Genomic DNA, 23,406 nt, shown 5'->3' on the forward strand with positions numbered 1-23,406 from the left:
ACAAGCAGGTACACCGCTCTCACCGGAGGAAGCCATGGGAGACCACGCCAAGCCGCCGCCGCAAGCCGACCAGCCCGCTCCGCAGCCGCAGGGGCCGCCGGGGAATTCGGATGGGCAGACGGACGTGCTCAAGCCGGGCGACGGGAAGCACGGCAAGTGAGCCTTGACGTAGAGGTCCTGCACCAGCGGCTGACCGAGTCGCTGGCGCGGGACGGTCACTTCCCATCCGGGTGGGGTCAGGAGGTTTTCGAGCGGGTGCCCCGGCACCTCTTCGCACCCGAGACGGTCTGGGAATGGGACGGTGCCGAGCGGAGATGGATCCCCGTCCGGAGGGAGCACGCGCCGCAGCGCTGGGCTGAGTTGCTGTACGCGCGGGACGCGGTGGTCACGCAGGTGGACGACGGCCGTTCCGGCCTCGGACGGGAGGCCACCTGCTCGATCAGTGCGCCCGCCGCCGTGCTGAACATGCTCGCCTCGCTCGAACCCCGGCCCGGTGACCGCGTGTTGGAGATCGGGACGGGGAGCGGCTACCACACCGCGCTGCTCTGCGAGCGCGTCGGGGAACAGCACGTCACGTCGGTCGAGATCGACGCGAGTCTGGTCCGGCGTGCCGTCGAGGTGCTGGCGGATGCCGGGTATCGGCCGCATGTTGTGTGGGGCGACGGTGAGTTGGGGTGGCCGGACGGCGCACCGTACGACCGGCTGATCTCCACCGCCGCCGTACGGCGCGTTCCGCCGGCCTGGCTGGAGCAGGTGCGGCCGGGCGGGGAAATCGTGACGCCTTGGTTCCCGAACTACCACGGCCGTGGGCTGATCTGGCTGCGGATGGGTGACGACGGCACTGCGCAGGGGTGGTTCCACGGCCGGGAGGCGTTCATGCCGGTGCGGGGTCAGCGCGCGGAACGACTGGATGTGCGGGCGGTGTGGGCGGCGACGCGGCAGGAGGCCGTACGGACCGGGACGGACCTGGACCTCAACGACCTCGACGCCCACGGCGAGTTCGCACTGAACGTCCGGCTGCCCGGAGTCGGCTGCTACCGGCAGGAGGCGGACGGCGGCTGGTTCTTCCTGAGCGAGGACAGCGGATCGTGGGCGCGGCTTTCGGGGATGGCGGCCTTCCGCTACGGCTCGCGGGATCTGCTCGCCGAGGTCGCGACGGCGGCGGAGTGGTGGCGGGCCAACGACCGTCCGAAACTCTTCGACTTCGGGCTGACCGTCACGAAGGACCAGCAGCACATCTGGCTGCGTTCCCCTCAACACATCGTTGCCTCCGAACGGGAGGGGAGCGCGTGAGTGAGGCGTGGGAGGTGCGGGGCACGCAGAGCGGGTGCGGAAAGTTGGTGGACCTTGGGAGGACGGACATGGACCCGTCACGCAGGGGTGTTCTCAATGCCGGGCTTCTCAGCGTCGCCCTGACCATTCCGGAATGGCCCGACGTGATCGGCCGCATGGAATCCGCACGAACGGGCCGGTCGCAGCGGATCGGACTGCGCGCCTGTCCGATCTGGACGACGACTTCGGGGGCCGCAGGCGGTGCTCCATGATCGGACCAAGCGCTTCGAGTTCATCCTGACGGAATCCGCGGCTCGATGGCGTCTTTGCCCGCCGGGGATCATGGCACTCCAACTCGACAGGCTCGTCTCGCTCTCGCGCCTGCCGAGCGTGCTGATCGGCGTGCTGCCGCTGTCGACGGCGGTCGCGGAAATACCCTTTCACACGTTCACGGTCTACGACCGGACACTGGTCACAGCCGAACTCTTCAGCGGTCGCATGGCACTTCGCGACCCGAAGGACATCGACCACTACATCACGGTGTTCGACCACTTCCACAGCCGGGCGGAGGTCGGTGAGTTGGCCCGACAACGGCTCCGGAACTGGGCCGACGAATTCCGCACCGAGGCCGGATGATGCGAGAACGCGGGTAACGCTCGCACTCAGCGGAACACGGCGATCACGCTGTGAGAGCAAGCGGATGCGCCGTTTTCAGAGGAGTGTCATGGGGGGATTCCTGCGCGGCGCGTCGATGAACGTCTACGCGGGCGCCGAACGGCTCCAGCGGCGAGCCAGGTAGGCACAGACGATGAGCTGCGTCTGGTGGAACATCATCAGCGGCAGCACGGCGAGCGCCGCGTCGCCGCCGAAGATGACGCCAGCCATGGGCAGCCCGGCGGCCAGCGACTTCTTCGACCCGGCGAAGACGACGACGATCCGGTCGGCCCGGTCGAAGCCCAGCGCGCGGGCGGCCCGGCCGGTGAGCAGGAGCATGGCGGCCAGCAGCACGGCCTCCACGCCGAACAGCGCCACCAGCCGCCGCCAGCTCACCTCCTCCCATATCCCGGCGTTCACGCCCTCGCTGAACGCCGCGTAGACGACGATCAGGATGGCCCCCCGGTCGACCAGTGAGAGCACGGCGCGGTTCCGTCGGACGAAGTCGCCCATCCAGCGGCGCAGGAGCTGGCCGAGCAGGAACGGGAGCAGGAGCTGCCCGCCGATGCCGAGCAGCGAGCCGGCGGAGAAGCCGGCGTCGCCGCCGATCAGCGCGGCGGCCAGCAGCGGGGTGAGGACGATGCCGACCAGGCTGGAGAACGATCCGGCGGCGATGGCCCCGGCGATGTTTCCCCGGGCGAGGGAGGTGAAGGCGATGGACGACTGGACGGTGGACGGCACCAGGCACAGGAAGAGCAGCCCGTCGTAGAGGTCGTCGGTGATCAGCCAGGGCACCAGGCCCCGCGCGGCGAGGCCGAAGAGCGGGAAGAGGACGAACGTGCTCGCCAGGATCGTCAGGTGCAGCCGCCAGTGGCGCAGCCCGTCCATCGCCTCCCGGGTGGAGAGGCGAGCGCCGTAGAGGAAGAAGAGCAGAGCGATGAACCCGGTGGCCGTGCCGTCCACGGCGTCGCCGACCGCGCCGCTCGCGGGGAGCAGGGCGGCCAGGCCGACCGTGCCGAGCAGCAGCAGGACGTAGGGGTCGAGAAATCGGGTCAGTCCGCGCACGTCGGGCATTCTCCCGTCGGCCCGGAGGGAATGCCTGGGCGGGTCCGATGATTGACCATGGAGGTTCGGTGTTCTTTTCTGAGGAGACCGATCAGTGACCAACCGCAGACCGATCAGAGAAGGACAGAAACGCACGTGAGCAGCGTCCCGAATGTGACCCTCAACAACGGTGTGAAGATGCCCCAGCTCGGCTTCGGGGTCTGGCAGGTGCCGGACGACGAGGCGGAGCGCGTGATCGCCCAGGCCCTGGAGGCGGGGTACCGCAGCATCGACACAGCCGCCATCTACGCGAACGAGGAGGGCACCGGAAAGGCGCTGGCGGCGTCAGGGCTGCCCCGCGAGGAGCTGTTCGTCACCACCAAGCTGTGGAACAGCGCCGGCGAGACCTGGACGCGCGACAGCGTGCTGCGGGAGTTCGACGCCTCCCTCGCCCGGCTCGGGCTCGACTACATCGACCTCTACCTCGTCCACTGGCCCCGGCCGATGCGCGACGACTACCTCACCGTGCTGCGGACGTTCGACGAGATCGCCCGGACCGGACGGGCGCGGGCCATCGGCGTCTCCAACTTCAAACCCCCGCACCTGCGCCGGGTGATCGACGAGACGGGCGTGGTGCCGTCGCTGAACCAGATCGAGCTGCACCCGCACCTCTCCCAGGCCGAGACCCGCGCGTTCCACGCCGAGCACGGCATCGCGACGGAGGCGTGGTCGCCGCTGGGCCAGGGCAAGGGCCTGCTGGACGAGCCGGTCCTGGCGGGCATCGCGGAGAAGCACGGCAGGACCCCGGCCCAGGTGGCGCTGCGCTGGCACCTCCAGATCGGCAACGTCGTGATTCCCAAGTCCGCGACACCGTCCAGGATCAGGGAGAACTTCGACGTGTTCGGCTTCGAGCTGGACGCCGACGACCTGGCGGCGATCACGGGCCTGGACAACGGGAACCGCATCGGCCCGGACCCGGACACCTTCGACTGGAGCTGATCGGGGCCGGCGGGGCCGGCGGAGCCGGCCGGTCCGGCGAATCGTCAGCGTTCCGTTCTTTTTTCCCGGTTTCCCCGCCACCCCCTCATGGAGTCGAATAGCGGGGTGAGAAGCGAACGCGCGCTGGCCGCGCTCAGTGGGGTCCTGGCGGGGGCGGCCGGACTCGCCGTCGGCGAGCTGGCCGCCGCCGCCGTGCGGCGCGAGGCGAGCCCGGTGGCGGCGGTGGGCGACGCGGCGATCGAGCTGGCGCCCGCCGGGATCACGGACTGGGCGATCGACACCTTCGGCGGCAACGACAAGGCCGCGCTGGAGATCGGCATCGTCGCGCTGCTCGGCCTGTTCGCCCTGGGCCTGGGCGTGCTGGCGGCCCGGCGGCGCCTCGCGGGCGCGGCGGGCGCGCTGCTGTTCGGCGTGGTGGGCACGGTGGCGGCGGTGACCCGGGCGGGCGCGGGCGTGTCGGACGCGGTGCCGTCCGTGCTGGCCGGGCTGACCGCCGCCGGAGTGCTGATCCTGCTGGTGGCCCGGCTCGTCCCGGTCGCCCACGAGTATGAGGACGACGAGGGCCACGTCGAGGTCGAACTCGCCTTCGACCGACGGGCCTTCGTGGCGGCGGCGGCCACGGTCGCCGCCGCGTCGGCGGGCGCGGGCGTGCTCGGGCGGGGCCTGCGGTCGGCCGACGACGCTCAGGCCGCCGCGTCCCGCGCCGCCGTGACCATCCCGGCGGCGGACTCCCCGGCCGGGCCGGTGCCGCCCGGCGCCGCGTTCGACGTCGAGGGGCTCAGCCCGTACGTCACCACCACCCGCGACTTCTACCGGATCGACACCGCGCTGCGCGTCCCGCGCGTGGACGCCACCCGGTGGCGGCTGCGCGTGCACGGCACGGGCGTGGCCCGCCCGCTGACCGTGACATTCGACGACCTGCTCGGCGGGGAGCTGATCGAACGTGACATCACCCTTGCCTGCGTGTCCAACGCGGTCGGTGGAACCCTCATCGGCAACGCCCGCTGGGTCGGCGTGCGGCTGGCCGACCTGCTGCGCGGGGCGGGCGTCCGGCCGCCGTCCGAGGGCGGACCGGCCGACCAGCTCGTGGCGCGTTCGGTGGACGGCATGACGCTCGGCTCCCCGCTGGAGACGGTCATGGACGGCCGGGACGCGCTGCTGGCGGTGGGCATGAACGGCGAACCGCTGCCGTTCGAACACGGCTTCCCCGTCCGCATGGTGGTGCCGGGGCTGTACGGCTACGTGTCGGCGTGCAAGTGGCTGGACGAACTGGAGCTGACGACGTTCGCGGACTACGACGCGTACTGGGTGAACCGTGGCTGGGCCGCGCGGGGCCCGATCAAGACCCAGTCCCGGATCGACACCCCGCGCCGCTCGACGCCGGTGCGGCCCGGCACGGTCCCGGTGGCCGGAGTCGCGTGGGCGCAGCACACCGGCGTCGAACGCGTCGAGGTGCGGGTGAACGAGGGCCGCTGGCAGGAGGCCCGGCTGGCCGAGGAGACGACCGCCGACACCTGGCGGCAGTGGGTGTGGGACTGGCAGGCCGAGCCGGGCGAACACCGCCTCCAGGTCCGCGCGACCGACCGCTCCGGATACACACAGACGGAGGAGTACTCCGGCACGGCCCCCGATGGCGCGACGGGCTGGCACTCGGTGGGCGTGACGGTGAGGGAGGGCTAGCCGGGGCTCGTGTCCCGCGTCCGGAGCTCGCCTCATGAGGCGACCGCTCCCCAGCCCCGGCAGGGTGGCTCACGTGCCTGCTGGGAGCTGGATCTCCCGAGCGGAACACGCGCCGAACTCCCCCAACGAACGTGCGGCGCGGGACACCGGGTGTGCTGACCACCAGCCTTGTTGACACTCGGGCGCCGCGCCCGGGCGCCCGGGCGTCAGGTCGCGTCGTGGGCCGGGGCGAGGGCGTCGATGCGGCGGGCGAGGATCACGTCCAGCTCGGTGACCTTGCCGCCGACGCTGTGGGTGTTCACCGAGACGGCGAGGTGGTCGTAGCTGACCGTCAGGTCCGCGTGGTGGTTCACCTCCTCCTGCACGGTGGCGATGTGCACCAGCAGCGCGACGGCCTGCGGGTGGCCGGCCAGCCGGTAGCGGCGCACGAGGTGGTCGTCCACCAGCGACCAGCCGGGCAGTCCGCTCAGCGTCTCGGCGATCTCCAGCTCGTTCAGCGGATGCGGTGCCATGACGTGCTCCCCTCGGTGCCGTGCCGCCGATGATCCACCCCAACCCTAGGGTGCGGCCGGTGTCGCCGCCTCCGGTCGCCGGTCCGGGTCGGCGGCCGTCGCCTCGCGCAGCCAGCGGCGCAGCACCCGGTGGACGGCCTCGGCACCCGCCAGCTCGCCGCCCGGCGGCGTCGGCGGGGAGAACGTGACCGGCGACATCAGAAAGGCCCGGGTCTGCTCGCCGCCCAGTCCGCCGTGGCAGCCGATCTGGTCCTCGAACGCGTGCACCGCGCCGGTGGCCGGGTCCACGGACGAGTTGATCATGATGTCGGCGGCGTGCGGGAAGCCGGAGGTCCGGCGGACGGCCGCCGCCGCGCCCGGGCCGAACGGGGCCAGCGGGTCGTCGCCCACGATCTCCCCGGTGTCCAGACGGTGTTCGGCGCCGCCGGCGCCCAGGACGACCGGGCCGTGCCGTTCGCTGTGGACCAGTACGAAGCCGATCCCCGGGTGTTCCGCCAGGGTGGGCAGCAGCGCTGGGTGGCGGTCCTCGATGGCCTCGCGGCAGGCGCGGCCCGGCAGGTCGGGGAAGGAGACCAGACCCAGGTTCCCCGAGCCGAGGACCACGGGCGCGGTCCGCCGCCCGGCCCCGGCGCCCTCCGGCTCCGCCTCAACGGCGGGCGGTGGCTCGGGCGAGACCTCGGGACGGTGCAGCGCGGCCCGCGCCGCGCCGCGCGCCTCCGCGCCGGACTCGGGCCGGCGGGGCTGGCGGGGCACGGGCCGGCCGCAGCCGATCCGTACCAGCTCCTCCAGCGTGAGCCCGTAGGCGCCCGCGAACGTCTCGCCGTGGCTCTGCCCGTGGTCCGACAGCAGCACCAGGTGGTAGGGCCGGGGCGCGTACTCCGTGGCCTGCGCGATCCGCCGCACGCAGCGGTCCAGCGCGCGCAGCACCTGCCGGGTGTCCCGGCCGCGCGGCCCCGAGTGGTGGGCGACCTCGTCGTAGGCGACGAGGTCGGCGTAGACGGCGGTGCGCCCGTTGAGCAGATCCCCGATCACGGCGGCGGTCACGACGTCCCGCTGCACGACCGTGGCGAAGGCCCGGATCAGCGGGTAGAGCCCGCCCCGGCTGACGCGCGGCCGGTCGCCACGCAACCGGGACCGCACCGACTGGCAGATCTCGCGGACCAGCTCAGCCGTGAACGAGCCGGCCGTGCGGGCGGCGAGCGCGGGGTCGGAGAAATACGCGAAGTACCCGGCGCGGGAACGCTGTCCCCGACCGCGCCGGGCGGCGACGGACAGCACCAGCGCGGCCTGCCCGGCACCGCCGGTGAAGAGGTTGCCCCGGCTGGCGCCGTCGTCGGCCAGCAGCCCGGGGGTGCCGCTCCGAGCCACGGCCCGCCGCTGGAGCTCGGCGGCGCTGGAGGGGCGGTTGCTGATGATCAGCTCGCCGGTCTCCTTCTCGTACCAGCGGAACGCGGGCACGTCCTCGTTGCCGCCGTGCAGGATGGCGAGTTGGGAGGCGCCGGTCTGGCTCGACCAGTCGGTGCGCCACGGAGTCAGCCGGTGGGTGGTGCCGCACATCGCGGCGACCGTGGGCATCAGCGGGCGGTCCCCGGCGACGGCCTCGCACAGCAGGTCGCAGCCGATGCCGTCGAGCTGGAGGAAGACCGTGCCGGGCGTGCGGGTGCGGCGGACGGGTACCGACCCGGCCAGGCGACTCAGCCTGCGCCGCTGCGCGCCCCGGTCGGTGACGGCGAGGAACGTGCTGGTGGCGGAGGAGGAGACGGACATCACCGCCGCCACCACCACGGCGGTCCCGGGGCCGGCCTCGCCCCGGCCGTCCGGGATGGCGCTCAGGGCGAGCAGCAGCAGGGAGCCGTTGAGCAGGAAGACCAGCGAGCCGAGGGCGAGGGCGGGCACCAGCAGCAGAGCGCGCACCAGCCAGGGCCAGACCAGGGCGTTGAGCAGGCCGAAGCAGCCGGCGCCGAGCGCGGCGGTGAGGCCGACGCGGGTGAAGCTGTCGCCATCGGCGGACTGGAGGCGGAAGTCGGGCAGCAGCACGGCGAGCAGGACCAGGGTGAGCGTGCTGACCGCCCAGACGGCGAGCACCCGCAGCAGGGCGCCGCCGCGCGTGCGCCACCCGGCGGCCGTCGCGCCGTTCGCCACGGGCTCCGTCCCTGATCCCGTCCCCGATCCCGTCCCTGTCCCCGATCCCGTCCCCGTCACCGTTCCCGTTCCTGTCCCCGATCCCGTCCCCGTCGCCGATCCGGTCTCCGGCACGTGCCCGCCTTCCCCCTCGCTCAGGACTGCAATTGTCCCCATCCCGGACGATCGCCGCGCACGGGTCCACCTGCGCCTGGCATGCTGGACCGGACGGACGGCTTCTCCCGGGCCTCCGGGGGGTCGGAAGGAGTGCTCGATGGCGGTCGAGATCACCTGGTGGGGGCACGCGACCACGACCGTACGGGACTCCGGCACGACCGTGCTGACCGATCCGCTGTTCACCCGGCGCTGCGCGCATCTGCGACGGCGGCGCGGCGCGTTGCCGCCGGTCTCGGCGCGGGAAGCCGACGTGGTGCTGATCTCGCACCTGCACGCCGACCATTTGCATCCACGGTCGCTGTCCAGACTCGTCCCCGGAACGCCGCTGGTGGTGCCGCGCGGCGCCCTGGCGGCGGTGTCCGGGCTGCGGCGGCTGGCGGCGCGGCTCAGTGTGCGCGAGGTGGTGCCGGGCGACTCGGTGCGGGTGGGCGAGGTGACGGTACGGGCGGTGCCGGCGGCGCACGACGGGCGGCGGCTGCCGTTCGGGCCGCGCCGGATCACGGCGCTCGGCTTCGTCGTGGAGGGCGAGGCGCGGACGTATTACGCGGGCGACACCGATCTGTTCGAGGCGATGGCGAGAGAGGCCGGGCCGGTGGACACGGTGCTGCTGCCGGTCGGGGGCTGGGGCCCCAGGCTCGGGCACGGCCATCTGAACGCGGAGCGGGCCGCCGAGGCGCTGGCCCTGCTGCGCCCGCACTCCGCCGTGCCGGTGCACTACGGGACGTACTGGCCGCTGGGGCTCGACGGCGTCCGGCCGCACGAATTCCACTCCCCCGGCGACGAGTTCGTGCGGCACGCGGCGCGGATCGCGCCCGAGGTGCGGGTGCACCAACTCGGGCACGGCGAGAGCGTGCGGCCGGCGGTGACCGGATGACGGCGGCGGGGGCGGAGTGCGCGCTGGCGGCGTCGCGGGCGGTGTCGCCGGAGACGACGCAGCAGGCGATCGGCTATCCGTCGCTGTTCCTGCTGGTGCTGCTGGGGGCACTGGTGCCGGTGGTGCCGACCGGCGCGGTGGTCAGCACGTCGGCGGCCGTCGCGTTCCACCACAGCGACGCGGCCGTCTCGTGTGTGCTGGTGTTCCTGATCGCGACGGGCGCGGCGTTCCTCGGTGACGCGATCCTGTACTGGCTGGGCCGGCGCGGGGTGCGGTCGCGCAACGGGTCGCGCTGGCTGGACCGGATGCGCGGCCAGGTCGCGCCCGCGACGCTGGAACGGGCCCAGGCCCGGCTGGAGAGCCGGGGCGCGGTGGTGCTGCTGGTGTCGCGGCTGGTGCCGGCGGGGCGTATCCCGGTGATGCTGGCGTGCCTGCTCGCGCGGATGCCGATGCGGGTCTATCTGCGCGGCGACCTGCCGGCGGCGCTGGGCTGGGCGGGCACGTATCTGCTGCTGGGCGTGGTGGGCGGCGCGCTGTTCCCGCGGCCCTGGCAGGGCGTGGCGGCGGCGGTGGCGCTCACCCTGCTGATCGCGGCGGTCCCGACGGCCTGGCGCCGCCTCCGCCCGCACCCGCCCGGCGGCCCGTCCCCGGCCGCCGAGCCGAACTAGCCCACCTGCCCGGACCGCCCAGACCGCCCGGACCGCGGCGGGTCGAGCCGCGCGGCGTGCCGTCGTTCGTCGCGACGGCGGGTACGCGGTGTCCGGGGCGCGGTCCGCCTGTGCTCGGCGGCGTGCCGCGGCGCGTGGCGGCCGAACAGGACTGATCGCGCGGGAACGGCTCGGGCCGGTCGGGCCGGTCAGGCCCCCGCGGTCCCGGTCCTCTCCTCCAGCACGCGCGAGGCGCCGACCGGCAGGTCCCACAGCCGCCCGGTCGGGAGCCCCGCCGCCCGCCAGGCGGCGCGCGCCCGGACGATGGGCTCCATCGGCGGCTCGGCGGACAGCGTGAACGTGGCCCAATGCATGGGCGCCATCCGCACCGCCCCGACGTCACGGCAGGCGCGCACGGCCTCCTCGGGGTCGGTGTGCACGGCCCGGTGCAGCCAGGGCGGGTCGTAGGCGCCGATGGGCAGCAGCGCCAGGTCGATCTCGGGGAAACGGGCGCCGATCTCGGTGAACCAGTGCCCGTATCCGGTGTCCCCCGCGAAGTAGATGCGCCGCCCGGTGCCGCCGTCCGTGAGCACCCAGCCGCCCCACAGGGAGCGGCAGGTGTCGGTCAGGGTCCGCTTGGACCAGTGATGGGCGGGGACGAAGTCGAAACGGACGGCGCCGCCGGGCGCGGGCAGCTCCGCCGCCTCCCACCAGTCCAGCTCGGTGACGCGGCTGAAGCCCCGGCGCCGGCACCAGGCGGCGAGGCCGGCCGGGACGAACAGGGCGGTGCGGCGTGGCAACCGTTTGAGGGTGGGGGCGTCGAGGTGGTCGTAGTGGTTGTGCGAGATGACCACCGCGTCCACCGGCGGCAGCTCCGCCCAGGCCACGCCGACGGGGGTGAGCCGGGCCGGGGTGGCGAGGATCTTCCGCGACCAGACGGGGTCGGTGAGGACGGTCAGACCGCCCATGCGGATCACCCAGCTCGAATGCCCGGCCCAGGTGACCGCGACCGTCCGGGCGTCGGCGGGCGGCAGCGGTCCGGGGGCGAACGGCAGCCCGGCGGTGTCTCGCGGGGCCGCCGCGCCCGGCCGCCCCGCGCCGCCGCGCGCCATGCGGATCAGGGTGGGCAGCCCCGGTAGCGGCGTGGTGAGCCGGTCGGTGAAGCAGCGCGGCCAGGCGCGCCGCTCGAACAGCGGGCGCGGGGCGGACGGCGGAGGCGGGTCCCGCCGCTCGATCTGTTCCGTCATCGGCGCCTCCCATCGGGCCTGTTCCCCCAGCCCAGCACGGGCCGGACGGGCGGCCATCCGGTGCCGGGCGGCGTTGGGCCGATACGGTGAGGCTGTCCGGCATGCGGGACGATGTCGCTCGACATACGAGACAGCTGGAATGATGCGGACATGTCGGAAGCCGTTTACACCCACGGGCATCACGAGTCGGTGCTGCGTTCCCACCGCTGGCGCACCGCGGAGAACTCCGCGGCCTATCTGCTGCCCGAGCTGCGCCCCGGGCTGTCCCTGCTCGACCTCGGCTGCGGTCCGGGCACCATCACCGCCGATCTGGCCGAACGGGTCGCGCCGGGGCCGGTCACGGCCGTGGACCACGCGCCGGACATCCTGCCCGCCGCCGAGGCGGCGGCGCGGGCGCGCGGTCTGACCGGGGTCCGGTTCGTCACGGCGGACGCGCACGCGCTGGACTTCCCCGACGACTCCTTCGACGTGGTCCACGCGCACCAGGTGCTCCAGCACCTCGGCGACCCGGTGCGGGCGCTGCGCGAGACGCGCCGCGTGTGCCGGCCGGGCGGGGTGGTGGCGGCCCGCGAAGCGGATTACGCGGCCATGACCTGGTATCCGCTGCTGCCCGGCCTCGACGAGTGGCTGGCCCTCTACCGCCGGGTGGCCAGGGCGAACGGCGGCGAGCCGGACGCCGGCCGCCGCCTGCTGTCCTGGGCGCGCGAGGCGGGCTTCACGGACGTCACCGCGACGGCCTCGGTGTGGTGCTTCGCCACTCCTGAGGACCGCGCCTGGTGGAGCGGCCTGTGGGCGGACCGCACCACGGCCTCGGTCTACGCCGATCTGGCGGTGGCCGGCGGCCACGCCACCCCGGCCGACCTGCGCCGCGTCGCGGACGCCTGGCGCGCGTGGGGCGAACGGGACGACGGGTGGTTCACGGTCGTGCACGGCGAGGTCCTCTGCCGCGCCGGGTGAGAGGCGGCGAGCGGCGGCGCCGCCCGCCGTTCCGCGCGGCCGGGCCCCCGCCTACGCTTCGCGGCGCACCTTCAGGGCCCACTGGACCAGCGGCACCTGCAGGGGCAGCCGGGCGTAGGCGAGGGTGCGGAGGGTGGTGCCGCGCCCGCTCCAGTCCCTCGCCATCTTGACGTTACCGGGGAAGACCGCGACGAACAGCGCGGCCGAGGCCAGGGCGCCCGCGCGGCGGGTGGCCGGGACGGCGACGGCCGCCGCGCAGGCCACCTCGACGACGCCGCTGGCGTAGGTCCAGGTGCGGGCGTCACCGGGGAGCCGTTCCGGGATGAGCGAGTCGAAGTGCTTCGGCGTCCGGACGTGCAGGAAGCCCATCACGCCGAGGACGGCGGCGAGCCCGAGGGGCGCGAGGCGGCTGGGGGTGCTGGTCATGACGCTGTCCTGTCGTGGTCTCCGGGCGGTCCGGGGCGGTCCGGGGCGGTCCGGCAGATCCTACTGGCCGGTAGGGTCTGGGGACAGGCTCAGGGGACAGGGTTCAGGCGTCGGATCGCGCCCACAGGTACAGGGCCAGCCCGATCAGCAGCAGGGTCACCGCGCTGGACGCGGACCGCACCGCGTTCCAGCGGCCCCAGCGTGGGGAGAAGTCGGCCCAGACCCCGGCCGCGTCGGCGGGGTGGTCGCCGGCGGCGGCCAGGGTGTCGTTCAGCGGGACGTTGACCGCCGCCGTGGGGAGGAACACGCCCAGCACGTAGACGGCCGCGGCGGCGAGGAACACCAGGCCCGCCGCCCGGTGGCCGAGCAGGAGCAGCAGCGCCCCGGTGGCCACCGCCGCGACCGGGACCCCCATGAAGGTGGTCAGGAACGCCGGGTTGAGGATGCTGTCGTTCATGCTCCGCATCGCCCGCACCGAGTGCTCCGGCTCGATCGCGTCGAGACCGGGCAGCACGGACAGCGTGAACGACAGGAAGATTCCCGCCATGAGGGCGGCGGTCAGCAGGGCCACGGACGCGGTGAGGACTACGAGGATCGCCATGCCCACCAGTCAAGTGCCCACCGGGGCGGGCGGCCATCATCCAGCGGCTCACCGCCATGCGTGGCCGTCTACGCCACCGGCCCCGCCCCGAAGTCGTATCGCTCGGGCAGCGGCTCGTCGGTGAGGGCCGCCCAGGCCCGGGCGAGGGATTCGTCGTCATCGCGCAGGTCCGCGACGTCGAAGCCCGCGTCGAACGCGGCCCGCGCCGCCGCCCTCTCGCCCTCCGCGATCAGGACCCGCACGTCCAGCAGCCGGAACCGACCCGCCCGCCGGACCCCCGGAGGCAGCCGGTCCAGCACGCCGCGCGCCTCGGCGGCCCGGCCCACCGCCAGCAGCGCGGGCACCGCCTCCCGGGCCAGCGCCGCCAGCGCCGGGATCGGCACGGAGGCCGTGTCCAGCGCCAGCTCGGTGGCGGCCAGGGCGTATGCGGCGGCGCGCTCCGGGTGGTCGGCGCAAGCGTGCGCGACCGCCAGGCAGCGCAGCGCCCAGGGGCTCTTCGCGGCGGCCAGCGACCGTTCCCAACTCCGCCGCGCCTGCGCGCGGTCGCCCGCGTGCCACTGGGCGACGCCCAAGTGGTAGTAGGTCAACGGGCCGTCCGCCACGTATTCGAGCCGCTCGCGCCAGGGGCGGGAGACCAGGCTCGGGCCCGGGGGCCGCTCGGGGGCGAAGTCCTCCTCGGGCAGCCGCCCGCCACGCAGCAGCTCCAGCCAGGGCCGCTGCTCGGGGCCGAGCGCGGCCGGGTCGAACGGCGTGCCGGGCAGCTCGAACCCGCCGCGCTCCACCTCCAGCGCGCCCCAGCCGCTGCCCGTGTGCAGGATCTCCTTCGGGTCGAGGTCCGCGTAGGGCAGCCAGGCCGCGTAGGCCGCCCGCAGCGCCTCCTCCGGGAGCGCCGCCGCGAGGCGCCGCTCGGCCTCGTCGCGGGACGCGGCCGTCAGCGGGCCGTACGCCTCCAGCCAGCTCAGCTCCTCGCCCGCGCGCAGCGGCACGTGGCCGTGGCCGTGGCTCGCCGGTCCGGCCTGGATCTCCGCGTGGCCGGGGGCGTTCTCCTCGGTGAGCCGGCGCTGCCGGCGCCGCCCGGCGGGGCCGGTGCCCCAGGTGGACAGCCGCCGCCCGCGCAGGGCGGCGGTCGAGGTCTGGGCCAGGCCGTCGCCGTGCTGGTCGAAGGCGGCGATCCACGGCCTGGTGCCGGGCGGGATCTCGTAGAACCAGTCGGCCGGGTGGGCCCCGGCCAGCGGGTCGCCGGGCACGGGGAGGCGGCGCGGCTCGCGCTCGGGCCCGACCTGCCACGCCTCGTCAGCGGGAGCCAGGACGCGGGTGCCGGGCCCCTCGGGAACGGCGGCGCTCGACCACCACGAGAGGGGAACGGTCCGCTCGTGCGGGTTCCGCACGCGGACGCCGACGTGCAGGAAGTCCGAGCCGTCCGGGAGCCACAGGTCCACCTGGAACGGCGTGTCCCGCAGCCGCTCCCACTCCCACAGCCGCAGCATCCGCCCGCCGTCCGGCGCGGCGACGACGGCCGCGTGGACGGGGGCGCAGGCGAGGGTGGAGCGGCCGTGGGCGCCGATGTTCCACTCGATGCCGCCGGAGAACCAGGCCCCGTTGAGCGCGCGGTTCACCGGCTGGAGCACGGGGTTGGTGTACAGCAGGTCGCGGCCGGTGGGCTTGTGGCGCAGGGAGTGGATCCGGCCGCCGAAGCCGGGCAGGACGGTGACGGACAGGCGGTCGTTCTCGATGACGACGACGTCCAGCTCGGTGTCGACGCGGCGGCGGCCGTAGCCGTCGCGCAGCCGGACCGGCAGGACGGAGGTCAGCGGCGCGTGGCCGCGCTGCCTGCGGCCGGGGCCGGAGCGGGCGGCCGGGGCGCCGGCGGGCGGCAGCAGCGCGGGCAGCGGGTTCTCGGGGCCGAGGGCCGCGACGGGCAGGGTCAGTGTGCCGCGGCGGATGGTCGTCGTGCCGGTCCGTGCCATGGTGCCCCTCGCTCCCTCGCCCTGGGCGCCGCCGGACGGCAGCGTGATCACCATGGAACACGGCGTAGGGCGCGGTGAACAGAGGGCCCCGGTCTCACCGCCGCCGGACGAAGTACATCCCGCACAGCACGCCGATGAGACCGGTGCCCAGGAGGGCCAGCCACAGCGGCATGGTGACCTCGGGGATGAGAAGCCGGATCTTCGTCCGCCTGCTGTTCTCGAAAATGAAGACGAGGGTGAGTGTGGCGATCGCCGCGACGCCGATCCGGACCGGCGTCCAGAACTCGGGGTCCTTGGGAGTCGTGGTCCTCTTGGTTCTCCTGGTGCTGTAAGTCATGCGTCCAGGATGCGAGGAACTGCCCGCTCTCGCCTGTCCGGCCCCACTGCCCTGTCCGGACCCGCCGTGTCCCGCTGTGTCCCGCCGGAGCCCGGTGGGGACACGCGGCAGAGCGCGCGGCAGAGCGCGTCCCCACCCGGGGCCCGGGTGGGGACGCGCGTTCGCCTCGCGGTGCCGGCCGTCGCGCCCCTAGGCGTAGATCCGCTCGACGAACTGGGCGATCTGATCGTCGGTCAGCGTACGGGCGAGGTCCGCCTCGCTGATCATGCCGACCAGGCGCTTGTTCCCGTCGATCACCGGCAGTCGCCGGATCTGATGGGTCTCCATCTCCTGGAGCACCTCGGCGACGGTCGCGTCACTGCTGACCCAGCGCGGCGTGCCCTTGCACAGCTCGCCCGCGGTCACCTGCGTCGGATCGTGCCCGGCCGCGACACAGCCCACGACGATGTCGCGGTCGGTGAGGATGCCGCACATGCGCTCGTTCTCATCACTGACGGGCAGCGCCCCCACGTCGAGCTCGCGCATCACCTGCGCGGCGCGGTCGAGCGTCTCGGTCGCGGGAATCCACTGGGCACCCGGATTCATGATGTCGGCAGCGGTGGTCATGACGTCACGTCCCTCCTCGGTTCGGTCGGTCTCAATCCTCCGCAGCCATCCTCCCCCGGGCGACCGGTATGCGCCATTCGAGTGAATTCGGATGGATGGAACGTCGTGTCACTCGCCGGTGGCGCCGTCGGTCAGCTCCCGGACGATGTCGAGATGCCCGGCGTGCCGGGCGTACTCCTGGAGGAGGTGGAAGAGGATCCAGCTCAGGGCCGGGCGCGGGGTGCCGGGCGCGAAGCGTTCGCTGTGCGGCGGCGCCGGGTCCGTCAGGGCGGCGCCGGCGATGATCTCGCGGGAGCGGGCGCACTCCTGGCGGAAGCGGGCGACGACCTCGGCCGTGGTCATGCCGGCCGGCACCGCCCAGCGGTCGTCCGGGCCGCGGTCGGCCCAGGGGTCGGGGACCTTCGCGCCGAGGAAGCCCCAGACCAGCCAGCGGCGTTCGACGTGCGCGAGGTGCCACAGCAGCTCCAGCGGGGTCCAGCCGCTGGGCAGCCGCGAGGTGCGCAGGTCCGTTTCGCCGAGGCCGTCCAGCTTCTCCAGGACCACGGCCCGGTAGTGGTCGAGGTAGGACGCGAGGAGCTCGCGCGGGTCGCTGATCGTCTGGGGAGGCTCGTCGGTCACGGGCCGGCCCCGCCGAGGTCGAGAGCTGGGGCGCCGGGCCGGTCGATGCCGAACGCTCGGAGGTAGAGGGCGAGTTCGGCTTCGATCGCGCGCGCGATGGTGGCGGCGCGGCGGAAGCCGTGGCCCTCGCCCGGGAAGGTCAGGTAGGCGTGGGGAACGCCGCGCCCGGCGACGGCGGCGAGCAGCCGTTCGGCCTGCGCGGGCGGGCAGATCGGGTCGTCCAGGCCCTGGAGCAGCAGGAACGGCACGGTGATCCGGTCGGCGTGGTGCACCGGGGACCGGTCGCGGTACCGCTCGGGGACCTCCCGCAGCGGGCCGACCAGCGTCTCCAGGTAGTGGGACTCGAAATCGTGGGTCTCGTCGATCGCCCAGCCGGTCAGGTCGAGGATGGGGTACTTGATCGTGCCGCAGACGTACAGGCCCTCGGCGGTCGGCGAGACCAGTGAGGCGGCCACCGTCCAGCCGCCGGCGCTGCCGCCCCGGATGGCCAGCCGCGCCGGATCGGCGGTGCCCTCGGCGGCCAGCGCGCGGGCGACGGCGGCGCAGTCCTCGACGTCCACGACGCCCCACTGCTCGCGCAGCCGGTTCCGGTACGCGCGGCCGTAGCCGGTGGAGCCGCCGTAGTCGACCTCGGCGACGCCGATGCCGCGCGAGGTGAAGTAGGCGATCTCCAGGTCCAGCACCAGCGAGGCGCGCGAGGTCGGGCCGCCGTGCGCCCAGATGACGTACGGCGGCGCCGCGCCGTCCGGGCCCCGCGCCTCGGGGTTGCGGGGCGGGTAGACGTGCGCGTGGATCTCCCGGCCGCCGGGGCCCGGCAGGACGCGGGCGACCGGCTCGGGGTAGTACGCCGGGTCGACGGCGTCGTGGTGCGGCTCGGCCACCACCCGGCAGTGGCCGGTGGCGGTGTCGAGGCTGACGATCTCGTGATCGCGGTGCGGACCGGCCGCGATGCCGGAGACGAGGGTGCCCTGGACGGCGAGCGCCGGCGACCACTCGGTCCACGGCCCCGGCACGTCCGCCAGATCGCCGGTGTCCGGGTCGAGGAGGCCCAGCCGGGCGTCGCCCCGGCCGTGGACGACGGCGACGGTCCCGTCGGCCAGGGGCGCGAACCAGCCGGGGCCGACACGCCACAGCGGCCCGGCGAACTCCTCGTCCAACGGGCAGAGGTTGACCGCGTGGCCGGTGTCCGGGTCGACCCGGTGGAGGTTCCACCAGCCGGTGCGGTCGGTGGCGGCCAGCAGGGTGCCGTCCGGCGCCCAGTCGGCCTGGGCGATGGATTCCTCGGGGCCGCCGACGAGGGTGCGGACGGCCGTGAGGCGGGGCGGCGTGCCGGTCACGTCCGCGATCTTCAGCTCGGTGCCGTCCCACGGCATGCGCGGGTGGTCCCACGCCAGCCAGACCGCCCGGCGGCCGTCCGGGGACAGGCGCGGCCCGGTGACGAAACGGTGCCGGTCACCGTCCAGCTCCCGGATGGCGGAACGGTCGCCCGCCGCCGAGCCGTCCAGCGGCACGGCCACCGGGACCCGCCGCAGATCGCCCGGCCCCTCCCCGGTGAACTCCTCCAGCACGCACCACACTTCGCCCCACTCGGGCACGATCCGCAGGTCGCACCAGCGCAATCCGCCGCCGATGTCCGAGACGGGCGTGAGCGGGCGCGGCGCCGGGTCGCCGTCGGGCTCCACGGCGTACAGGCGCTGGTCGGCGAAGTGGGTGAACACGGCGAGCGGGCCGCCCTGTTCGCGCGGCACGGCGGCCCAGGGCCGACCGCCGTACTCGATCACGCGGTTGCGGACGTTCCACGGCGGCGGAAGGACGGACACCGGCCCGCCGCCGTCACCGGTCAGCCGTAGCAGCGCCCGCCGCCCGCCCTCGGCGGGCCGGGGCGCGGTCCACCACAGCTCGGCGCCGACCGCTCCCAGGTACTCGGGCGCGCCGTCGTGCGCGGCGACCAGCGCCGCATCGATGGGCGACGGCCAACTACCGTAAGGCTCCTGTCGTTTCATGCCCCCAGCCTCACAGGGCGCGCAGCGCGCGGTCGAGGACGTGAGTGCCGAAGTGCAGAGCGGCGACCGGGACGCGCTCGTCCACGCCGTGAAACATCGCCTGGTAGTCGAAGCCTTCGGGCAGCCGCAGCGGCATGTACCCGTAACTCCGCATCCCCAGGCGGGAGAACTGCTTGGCGTCGGTGCCGCCCGACATGCAGTACGGGATCACGTGCGCGCCGGGGTCGAAGTGCGACAGCGCCTCGCGCATCACGGCGAACGCCGGGGCGTCCACCGGCGCTTCGAGCGGGATCTCGCGATGCGCGTAGGTCCACTCCACGTCGGGGCCGGTCAGCCGGTCGAGTGTGGCCATGAACTCGTCGTCGCCGCCCGGCAGGACCCGCCCGTCGACGTACGCGGTCGCGCTGCCCGGGATCACGTTCAGCTTGTAACCGGCGTCCAGCATCGTGGGGTTGGCACTGTTGCGGACGGTCGCGGCGACCAGGCCGGCGGCCGGGCCGATGCGGGCCAGCAGGTCGTCCACGGTCGCTCCCGCCACCTCGCCGTCGAGGTCGGGCAGCGGCAGGCCGTAGAGCGCCGTCAGCTCCACGAGGGCCGCCCGCACGGTCGGCGTCAGCCGCACCGGCCAGGTGTGCTCGCCGATCCGGGTGACGGCGGCGGCCAGCCGGGTGACGGCGTTCTCGGGGTTGATCTTGGAGCCGTGCCCCGCCCGGCCCCGCGCGGTCAGCGCGAGCCAGGACGTGCCGCGCTCTCCCGCCGCCACCGGGTAGATGCGGCGGCCGTCCCCGGGGTGGAAGGTGTAGGCGCCGGACTCCCCCACCGCCTCGGTGCAGCCGTCGAACAGTTCGGGGCGGGTGGTGACGAGGAAGTTCGAGCCGAACTGGGCGGTGTCCTCCTCGTCGGCGGTGAACGCGAGCACGATGTCGCGCCGGGGCCGCACGCCCGCCCGCGCCCAGGCGCGGACGACGGCGAGCACCATGGCGTCGGAGTCCTTCATGTCCACGGCGCCCCGCCCCCAGACGACGCCGTCGCGGATCTCGCCGGAGAACGGGGGAACCGTCCACTCGTCCGGGTCCGCGGGCACCACGTCGAGGTGGCCGTGCACGAGCAGCGCGTCGGCGCTCGGGTCCGTGCCGGCGATCCGGGCGACGACGTTGGTCCGGCCGGGCGCCTTCTCCAGCACCAGCGGCTCGATCCCGGCGTCCGCGAGCCGCTCGGCGACGTACTCGGCGGCGGGCCGCTCGACGCCGTCGCCGCCACCGCGGTTGGTGGTGTCGAAACGGATCAGGTCGGAGGTGAAGCGGACGACCTCGTCCAGAGCCCGCTGGTCGATGTGGTCAGCCATACCATTCCTCCACGGCGGCGGATACCAGGGTCGTGACGGCCTTGAAACAGCGGATTCCCTCGTACATGTCCGGCGCGGTGTACGCCACCCGGCGCGGGCCCGTCTGCTCCACGCCGGGCACGACGGTGGCGGCACCGGCGAGGTGTTCGGCGTCGAACTCGATCTCGACGGTACGCGGCGCGGGCGCGGCGGGCTCGCGCCGGACGGCGAACGTGACGGCCTTGGCGGCGGCGGCCCGGATGTCGGCGGCCGTGCGGGCGGGGGGGCGGCAGACGGCGGCGTAGCGGGAGACGTAGTCCTTGACGGCGACGGTCGGCGCCTCGGGCGCGTAACCGCGCGCGTCGGCACAGGCCCGGTCGTCACCGGTGACCAGGACGACGGGCGTGCCGTACTCGGCGGCGACCAGCGAGTTGAGCAGCCCCTCACTGGCCCGCACTCCGTCCACGAAGACGCCGGTCAGCGAGTTCCCCAGGTAGGTGTGCGCGAGCACGCCCTCGTCCCCGGCGCCGGTGTGGTAGCCGACGAAGGCGATGCCGTCGACGTCGCCGTGCTGCACCCCTTCGACCATGCTGAGCGCCTTGTGCCGCCCGGTGAGCATGCTCGCCCGCTCGTCGAGCTGTTCGAGCAGCAGGTTCCGCATGGACATATGAGCCTCGTTGACGAGGACCTCATCGGCCCCGCCATCGAAGAACCCGGCGATGGCGGCGTTCACATCGGAGGTGAACATCGGCCGGCACCGCTGCCACTCCGGCCTCCCGGGCAGACAGTCAGCGGGCCAGGTCACCCCGGTGGCCCCCTCCATGTCGGCCGAGATGAGGATCTTGGTCATGCCCAGCCACGTTACCCGTCGACCCCGGCCCCGGTCATGAGGCAACCGCACATGGCATATGGCACATGGCGGACGGCCCCGCTCAACCGGCCGTCGCCGCCACCACCGAGTGCCGGGACCGCCCCGCACCCGGTGCCCCGCACCCGATGCCCCGGCCCCGCGCACCCGGCCCCCTGCCCCGTACCCGCGACGAGATCCAGCACCTGTCCACCCCCCTGACCGCGCGCCCGGCCCACGCCGCGCTCACCGGCTCGGAGCCGATCCCGTTCCGCACGCTGTGCGGCGGCGACTACACCCGCTCCCTCGGACCGCGGCCGGACGTGGAGGCTCCGGGGATGTCCGGGCTCGATCTCCCCATCCGGGCGGGGAGTTAGCCGGCCGGCTTCTCCACCTCGCTGGCGAGGTTGGCCAGCACCTGGTCGTAGATGCCGGCGAGGGCGCGCGGCGCGAAGATCCGTTCGAACACGCCGCCGATGCCGCCCGCGCCCTCCCACGTGGAGCGGATGGTCACCCGGGAGCGGGCGCCCTCGGCGCCCTCCCCGGGGGCCACGGTCCAGGTGGTGACCAGCGTGGAGTTGCGGTCGGTCTCGACCAGCGTGCCGTCCGCGGGCTCGCTGATGTCGAGCAGGCACTCACGCACCCGCTTGGAGGTCGCGTGGAGCCGGAAGAAGAGAACGGTCCCCTCGCCGTCACCGCCCTCCCGGACCTCGTAGTCCTTGAACTGCTCGGGGAGCAGTCGGGGATGCGTCTGACGGTAGTCGGCGATCGCATCGAGCACGTCGTCCGGCTTCGCGGTGATGTCGCGCCGCGCGACGACCTCGACCTGTGCCATGGAAAACCCTCCTGAGTCGGTGCGGTTGTCCTGCTATCTCATCACCTCGGGCCGATCCCGCTTGACAGCACCTCTTCGAACATGTGTCCTAATACGGCACGACGGCAGCGAGGAGGCCCCCATGCGGTGGAACAACCTGAGCCTGGGCGACGACGGCGGCGACACCCCCGCCGCGCCTCCCGCGCTCTTCGGCGGCGCCGATGTCGTCACCCGGACGATAGACACGCCCGAGTTCCGCGGGATCACGTTCCACGAGGTGCGGGCGCGTTCGATCGTCAACCGGGTGCCGGGCGCCTCACGGATGCCCTTCGACTGGACCGTCAACCCGTACCGGGGCTGCTCGCACGCCTGCGTGTACTGCTTCGCCCGGAAGACCCACAGCTATCTCGACCTGGACACCGGGGTCGGGTTCGACTCGCAGATCGTCGTCAAGGTGAACGCCCCCGACCTGCTCCGTCGCGAGCTCGGCGCCCGGCGCTGGGCGGGGGAGCACATCGCGATGGGCACCAACGTCGACTGCTACCAGCGCGCGGAGGGCCGCTACCGGCTGATGCCCGGCATCATCACGGCGCTGCGCGACTACGCGAACCCGTTCTCGATCCTGACCAAGGGCACGCTGATCCTGCGCGATCTGGAGCTGCTGCGGCAGGCCGCCGCCGTCACGGACGTGGGGATCTCGGTCTCGGTCGGCTTCACCGACCCGTCCCTGTGGCGCACGGTCGAGCCGGGCACGCCGGCCCCCGAGCGGCGGCTGGACATGGTGCGGACCCTGGCCGAGCACGGCCTCTCCTGCGGCGTGCTGATGGCACCGGTGATCCCCTATCTGTCCGACTCGCCCGCCCGGTTGAGGGAAACGGTCCGCGCGATCGCGGCGGCCGGCGCGACCTCCGTGACGCCGCTGGCCCTCCATCTGCGCCCGGGCGCCCGGGAATGGTTCATGAGCTGGCTGGCCCGGCATCACCCGCACCTGGTCCGCCGGTACGAAGTGCTGTACGCGGGCGGCTCGTACGCCCCCAAGTGGTATCAGCGACGGATCACCGGCCACGTGCACGAACTGGCCGCCGAGTACGGCATGGGCCCCACCCGCCGGGGCGCCCACCGCGCCCTGCCGGTGCGGGACCCGGAGCCCGCCCCCGCGTCCGCCGCCCGGCCGGAGCCCGGTGCCACGCAGCTCACGCTCCTATGACCTCGATCACCCCAACTGGCTGCGCTGCACGCGGAGTTGTCGCTCTTCAGGGTGATGTCTCGCATGTCCGTGTCCGTGGATGGCAATCATCCGGTCGTCGTCCGGACTTCCCGGGCGCCGCCGGGGAACGTCTCCCCGGCCGGGCCATCCGAAGGAGCACCCCCGTTGAGCTTGCGCCTGCGCCGTGACATCACGGCCCGCGACACCGGCACCGGAATGGTCCTGCTCGATGAACGCAAGGGCCGACACTGGCAGTTGAACGCGACCGGCGCCCTGGTGCTGCGTGCCCTGCTGGGCGGCGCCACGCCGGAGGAGGCCGCGGACCGGCTCGCCGCCGACCGCTCCGTGGCGCGTGAACAGGCCACGGCGGACGTCGGGGCCCTGATCGAGCGGCTCACCAGCGTCCGGCTGGCCGAGCCGGTGACCGATCACTGACCCGGGTCCGGGGTCCGGGCCGGGGTGAGCCCCCGGG

At 73.9% G+C, this 23,406-nt stretch carries 25 protein-coding genes and 1 pseudogene; 12 read left to right on the plus strand and 14 right to left on the minus strand.

Annotation, left to right across the window (positions count from 1 at the left end; all coding sequences use genetic code 11):
• Nucleotides 1-34 precede the first annotated feature (34 nt).
• The 4 genes and pseudogenes from OIE51_RS04360 (at nt 35) to OIE51_RS04375 (ending at nt 1,908) form a co-directional block, all read left to right on the plus strand.
• On the plus strand, nt 35-160 hold the full coding sequence (locus OIE51_RS04360) for a hypothetical protein (RefSeq protein ID WP_326595642.1): 126 nt from the start codon (nt 35-37) through the stop codon (nt 158-160).
• On the plus strand, nt 157-1,293 hold the full coding sequence (locus OIE51_RS04365; protein WP_326595643.1) for a methyltransferase domain-containing protein: 1,137 nt from the start codon (nt 157-159) through the stop codon (nt 1,291-1,293). Before OIE51_RS04360 ends, OIE51_RS04365 begins: the two co-directional genes overlap by 4 nt.
• Nucleotides 1,294-1,361: 68 nt before the next feature.
• Nucleotides 1,362-1,528, plus strand: a pseudogene (locus tag OIE51_RS04370) (tetratricopeptide repeat protein); the annotation flags it as partial.
• 5 nt (nt 1,529-1,533) lie between these two features.
• Nucleotides 1,534-1,908, plus strand: coding sequence for a Scr1 family TA system antitoxin-like transcriptional regulator (locus tag OIE51_RS04375; RefSeq protein ID WP_326595644.1), 375 nt, complete (start codon nt 1,534-1,536; stop codon nt 1,906-1,908).
• Between the two features lie 123 nt (nt 1,909-2,031).
• Here the strand turns inward: OIE51_RS04375 and OIE51_RS04380 are convergent, their stop codons facing one another.
• Entirely contained in the window at nt 2,032-3,000 is a 969-nt protein-coding gene (locus OIE51_RS04380) for a bile acid:sodium symporter family protein (protein WP_326595645.1), read from the minus strand.
• A gap of 126 nt (nt 3,001-3,126) precedes the next feature.
• Here OIE51_RS04380 and OIE51_RS04385 point away from each other — a divergent pair, with 126 nt between their 5' ends.
• Together OIE51_RS04385 and OIE51_RS04390 are read left to right on the plus strand one after the other, a co-directional pair.
• On the plus strand, nt 3,127-3,969 hold the full coding sequence (locus OIE51_RS04385; protein WP_326595646.1) for an aldo/keto reductase: 843 nt from the start codon (nt 3,127-3,129) through the stop codon (nt 3,967-3,969).
• An 87-nt stretch (nt 3,970-4,056) separates the two neighbouring features.
• Entirely contained in the window at nt 4,057-5,649 is a 1,593-nt protein-coding gene (locus tag OIE51_RS04390) for a molybdopterin-dependent oxidoreductase (protein WP_442811862.1), read from the plus strand.
• A gap of 206 nt (nt 5,650-5,855) precedes the next feature.
• On the opposite strand, the gene OIE51_RS04395 is transcribed toward OIE51_RS04390, so the two are convergent.
• Nucleotides 5,856-6,161, minus strand: coding sequence for a 4a-hydroxytetrahydrobiopterin dehydratase (locus OIE51_RS04395; RefSeq protein WP_326595648.1), 306 nt, complete (start codon nt 6,159-6,161; stop codon nt 5,856-5,858).
• Nucleotides 6,162-6,206: 45 nt separating this feature from the next.
• Nucleotides 6,207-8,459 carry a phage holin family protein gene (locus tag OIE51_RS04400; protein WP_442811863.1) on the minus strand — a complete coding sequence of 751 codons (2,253 nt, stop codon included), beginning with the start codon at nt 8,457-8,459 and terminating at the stop codon, nt 6,207-6,209.
• 97 nt (nt 8,460-8,556) lie between these two features.
• On the opposite strand from OIE51_RS04400, the gene OIE51_RS04405 reads away from it, so the two are divergent.
• Both OIE51_RS04405 and OIE51_RS04410 read left to right on the plus strand, forming a co-directional pair.
• Nucleotides 8,557-9,333: an MBL fold metallo-hydrolase gene (locus tag OIE51_RS04405; RefSeq protein WP_326595651.1), complete on the plus strand. Its 777-nt coding sequence runs from the start codon at nt 8,557-8,559 to the stop codon at nt 9,331-9,333.
• On the plus strand, nt 9,330-10,001 hold the full coding sequence (locus tag OIE51_RS04410; RefSeq protein ID WP_326595652.1) for a DedA family protein: 672 nt from the start codon (nt 9,330-9,332) through the stop codon (nt 9,999-10,001). Before OIE51_RS04405 ends, OIE51_RS04410 begins: the two co-directional genes overlap by 4 nt.
• 188 nt (nt 10,002-10,189) lie before the next feature.
• Here OIE51_RS04410 and OIE51_RS04415 read toward each other — a convergent pair whose 3' ends face one another.
• Nucleotides 10,190-11,227, minus strand: coding sequence for an MBL fold metallo-hydrolase (locus OIE51_RS04415; protein ID WP_326595653.1), 1,038 nt, complete (start codon nt 11,225-11,227; stop codon nt 10,190-10,192).
• Nucleotides 11,228-11,377: 150 nt separating this feature from the next.
• Between OIE51_RS04415 and OIE51_RS04420 the strand changes: the two genes are divergently transcribed.
• The gene (locus OIE51_RS04420) at nt 11,378-12,184 is read left to right on the plus strand and encodes a methyltransferase domain-containing protein (protein WP_326595654.1); all 807 of its coding nucleotides are present in this window, start codon (nt 11,378-11,380) and stop codon (nt 12,182-12,184) included.
• A gap of 51 nt (nt 12,185-12,235) precedes the next feature.
• Here OIE51_RS04420 and OIE51_RS04425 read toward each other — a convergent pair whose 3' ends face one another.
• The 9 genes from OIE51_RS04425 to OIE51_RS04465 all read right to left on the minus strand — a co-directional run bounded on the left by OIE51_RS04425 (nt 12,236) and on the right by OIE51_RS04465 (nt 20,916).
• A complete protein-coding gene (locus tag OIE51_RS04425) occupies nt 12,236-12,610 on the minus strand; it encodes a DoxX family protein (RefSeq protein ID WP_326595655.1) in 375 nt (124 codons plus the stop codon).
• A gap of 103 nt (nt 12,611-12,713) precedes the next feature.
• Nucleotides 12,714-13,211, minus strand: coding sequence for an anthrone oxygenase family protein (locus OIE51_RS04430; protein ID WP_326595656.1), 498 nt, complete (start codon nt 13,209-13,211; stop codon nt 12,714-12,716).
• A gap of 68 nt (nt 13,212-13,279) precedes the next feature.
• Nucleotides 13,280-15,178: a DUF5107 domain-containing protein gene (locus tag OIE51_RS04435; RefSeq protein WP_326600489.1), complete on the minus strand. Its 1,899-nt coding sequence runs from the start codon at nt 15,176-15,178 to the stop codon at nt 13,280-13,282.
• Between the two features lie 94 nt (nt 15,179-15,272).
• Nucleotides 15,273-15,515 carry a hypothetical protein gene (locus tag OIE51_RS04440; protein WP_326595657.1) on the minus strand — a complete coding sequence of 81 codons (243 nt, stop codon included), beginning with the start codon at nt 15,513-15,515 and terminating at the stop codon, nt 15,273-15,275.
• Between the two features lie 189 nt (nt 15,516-15,704).
• Complete coding sequence (locus OIE51_RS04445; RefSeq protein ID WP_326595658.1) at nt 15,705-16,121, minus strand: CBS domain-containing protein; 417 nt, start codon at nt 16,119-16,121, stop codon at nt 15,705-15,707.
• A gap of 108 nt (nt 16,122-16,229) precedes the next feature.
• Nucleotides 16,230-16,739: a DinB family protein gene (locus OIE51_RS04450; protein WP_326595660.1), complete on the minus strand. Its 510-nt coding sequence runs from the start codon at nt 16,737-16,739 to the stop codon at nt 16,230-16,232.
• Nucleotides 16,736-18,742: a prolyl oligopeptidase family serine peptidase gene (locus OIE51_RS04455; RefSeq protein ID WP_326595661.1), complete on the minus strand. Its 2,007-nt coding sequence runs from the start codon at nt 18,740-18,742 to the stop codon at nt 16,736-16,738. The genes OIE51_RS04450 and OIE51_RS04455 overlap by 4 nt, the downstream gene beginning before the upstream one ends.
• A 10-nt stretch (nt 18,743-18,752) precedes the next feature.
• Nucleotides 18,753-20,087, minus strand: coding sequence for a M20/M25/M40 family metallo-hydrolase (locus OIE51_RS04460; RefSeq protein WP_326595662.1), 1,335 nt, complete (start codon nt 20,085-20,087; stop codon nt 18,753-18,755).
• Nucleotides 20,080-20,916 (minus strand): M55 family metallopeptidase, encoded by an 837-nt coding sequence (locus tag OIE51_RS04465; protein ID WP_326595664.1) that lies wholly within the window; start codon nt 20,914-20,916, stop codon nt 20,080-20,082. The genes OIE51_RS04460 and OIE51_RS04465 overlap by 8 nt, the downstream gene beginning before the upstream one ends.
• Nucleotides 20,917-20,981: 65 nt before the next feature.
• Here OIE51_RS04465 and OIE51_RS04470 point away from each other — a divergent pair, with 65 nt between their 5' ends.
• Nucleotides 20,982-21,290 (plus strand): hypothetical protein, encoded by a 309-nt coding sequence (locus tag OIE51_RS04470; protein WP_326595665.1) that lies wholly within the window; start codon nt 20,982-20,984, stop codon nt 21,288-21,290.
• Here OIE51_RS04470 and OIE51_RS04475 read toward each other — a convergent pair.
• Nucleotides 21,287-21,748 (minus strand): SRPBCC family protein, encoded by a 462-nt coding sequence (locus tag OIE51_RS04475; protein ID WP_326595667.1) that lies wholly within the window; start codon nt 21,746-21,748, stop codon nt 21,287-21,289. The two genes, OIE51_RS04470 and OIE51_RS04475, sit on opposite strands and share 4 nt — an antisense overlap.
• A 121-nt stretch (nt 21,749-21,869) precedes the next feature.
• Here OIE51_RS04475 and OIE51_RS04480 point away from each other — a divergent pair, with 121 nt between their 5' ends.
• Complete coding sequence (locus OIE51_RS04480; RefSeq protein ID WP_326595669.1) at nt 21,870-22,934, plus strand: Rv2578c family radical SAM protein; 1,065 nt, start codon at nt 21,870-21,872, stop codon at nt 22,932-22,934.
• Nucleotides 22,935-23,099: 165 nt separating this feature from the next.
• Nucleotides 23,100-23,369 carry a lasso peptide biosynthesis PqqD family chaperone gene (locus OIE51_RS04485; protein ID WP_326595671.1) on the plus strand — a complete coding sequence of 90 codons (270 nt, stop codon included), beginning with the start codon at nt 23,100-23,102 and terminating at the stop codon, nt 23,367-23,369.
• Nucleotides 23,370-23,406: the final 37 nt, after the last annotated feature.

The organism is Streptomyces sp. NBC_01803 (assembly GCF_035917415.1).
Classification (GTDB): Bacteria; Actinomycetota; Actinomycetes; order Streptomycetales; family Streptomycetaceae; genus Streptomyces.

What these genes read in the sequence shown, in the direction of transcription:
- OIE51_RS04435 (WP_326600489.1), bottom strand. Translation starts at nt 15,178, where the DNA reads ATGGCACGGACCGGCACGACGACCATCCGCCGCGGCACACTGACCCTG.
- OIE51_RS04445 (WP_326595658.1), bottom strand. Translation starts at nt 16,121, where the DNA reads ATGACCACCGCTGCCGACATCATGAATCCGGGTGCCCAGTGGATTCCC.
- OIE51_RS04465 (WP_326595664.1), bottom strand. Translation starts at nt 20,916, where the DNA reads ATGACCAAGATCCTCATCTCGGCCGACATGGAGGGGGCCACCGGGGTG.
- OIE51_RS04460 (WP_326595662.1), bottom strand. Translation starts at nt 20,087, where the DNA reads ATGGCTGACCACATCGACCAGCGGGCTCTGGACGAGGTCGTCCGCTTC.
- OIE51_RS04475 (WP_326595667.1), bottom strand. Translation starts at nt 21,748, where the DNA reads ATGGCACAGGTCGAGGTCGTCGCGCGGCGCGACATCACCGCGAAGCCG.
- OIE51_RS04425 (WP_326595655.1), bottom strand. Translation starts at nt 12,610, where the DNA reads ATGACCAGCACCCCCAGCCGCCTCGCGCCCCTCGGGCTCGCCGCCGTC.
- OIE51_RS04455 (WP_326595661.1), bottom strand. Translation starts at nt 18,742, where the DNA reads ATGAAACGACAGGAGCCTTACGGTAGTTGGCCGTCGCCCATCGATGCG.
- OIE51_RS04390 (WP_442811862.1), top strand. Translation starts at nt 4,057, where the DNA reads ATGGAGTCGAATAGCGGGGTGAGAAGCGAACGCGCGCTGGCCGCGCTC.
- OIE51_RS04395 (WP_326595648.1), bottom strand. Translation starts at nt 6,161, where the DNA reads ATGGCACCGCATCCGCTGAACGAGCTGGAGATCGCCGAGACGCTGAGC.
- OIE51_RS04480 (WP_326595669.1), top strand. Translation starts at nt 21,870, where the DNA reads ATGCGGTGGAACAACCTGAGCCTGGGCGACGACGGCGGCGACACCCCC.
- OIE51_RS04440 (WP_326595657.1), bottom strand. Translation starts at nt 15,515, where the DNA reads ATGACTTACAGCACCAGGAGAACCAAGAGGACCACGACTCCCAAGGAC.
- OIE51_RS04405 (WP_326595651.1), top strand. Translation starts at nt 8,557, where the DNA reads ATGGCGGTCGAGATCACCTGGTGGGGGCACGCGACCACGACCGTACGG.
- OIE51_RS04380 (WP_326595645.1), bottom strand. Translation starts at nt 3,000, where the DNA reads ATGCCCGACGTGCGCGGACTGACCCGATTTCTCGACCCCTACGTCCTG.
- OIE51_RS04430 (WP_326595656.1), bottom strand. Translation starts at nt 13,211, where the DNA reads ATGGCGATCCTCGTAGTCCTCACCGCGTCCGTGGCCCTGCTGACCGCC.
- OIE51_RS04415 (WP_326595653.1), bottom strand. Translation starts at nt 11,227, where the DNA reads ATGACGGAACAGATCGAGCGGCGGGACCCGCCTCCGCCGTCCGCCCCG.
- OIE51_RS04410 (WP_326595652.1), top strand. Translation starts at nt 9,330, where the DNA reads ATGACGGCGGCGGGGGCGGAGTGCGCGCTGGCGGCGTCGCGGGCGGTG.
- OIE51_RS04420 (WP_326595654.1), top strand. Translation starts at nt 11,378, where the DNA reads ATGTCGGAAGCCGTTTACACCCACGGGCATCACGAGTCGGTGCTGCGT.
- OIE51_RS04470 (WP_326595665.1), top strand. Translation starts at nt 20,982, where the DNA reads ATGGCGGACGGCCCCGCTCAACCGGCCGTCGCCGCCACCACCGAGTGC.
- OIE51_RS04360 (WP_326595642.1), top strand. Translation starts at nt 35, where the DNA reads ATGGGAGACCACGCCAAGCCGCCGCCGCAAGCCGACCAGCCCGCTCCG.
- OIE51_RS04400 (WP_442811863.1), bottom strand. Translation starts at nt 8,459, where the DNA reads ATGGGGACAATTGCAGTCCTGAGCGAGGGGGAAGGCGGGCACGTGCCG.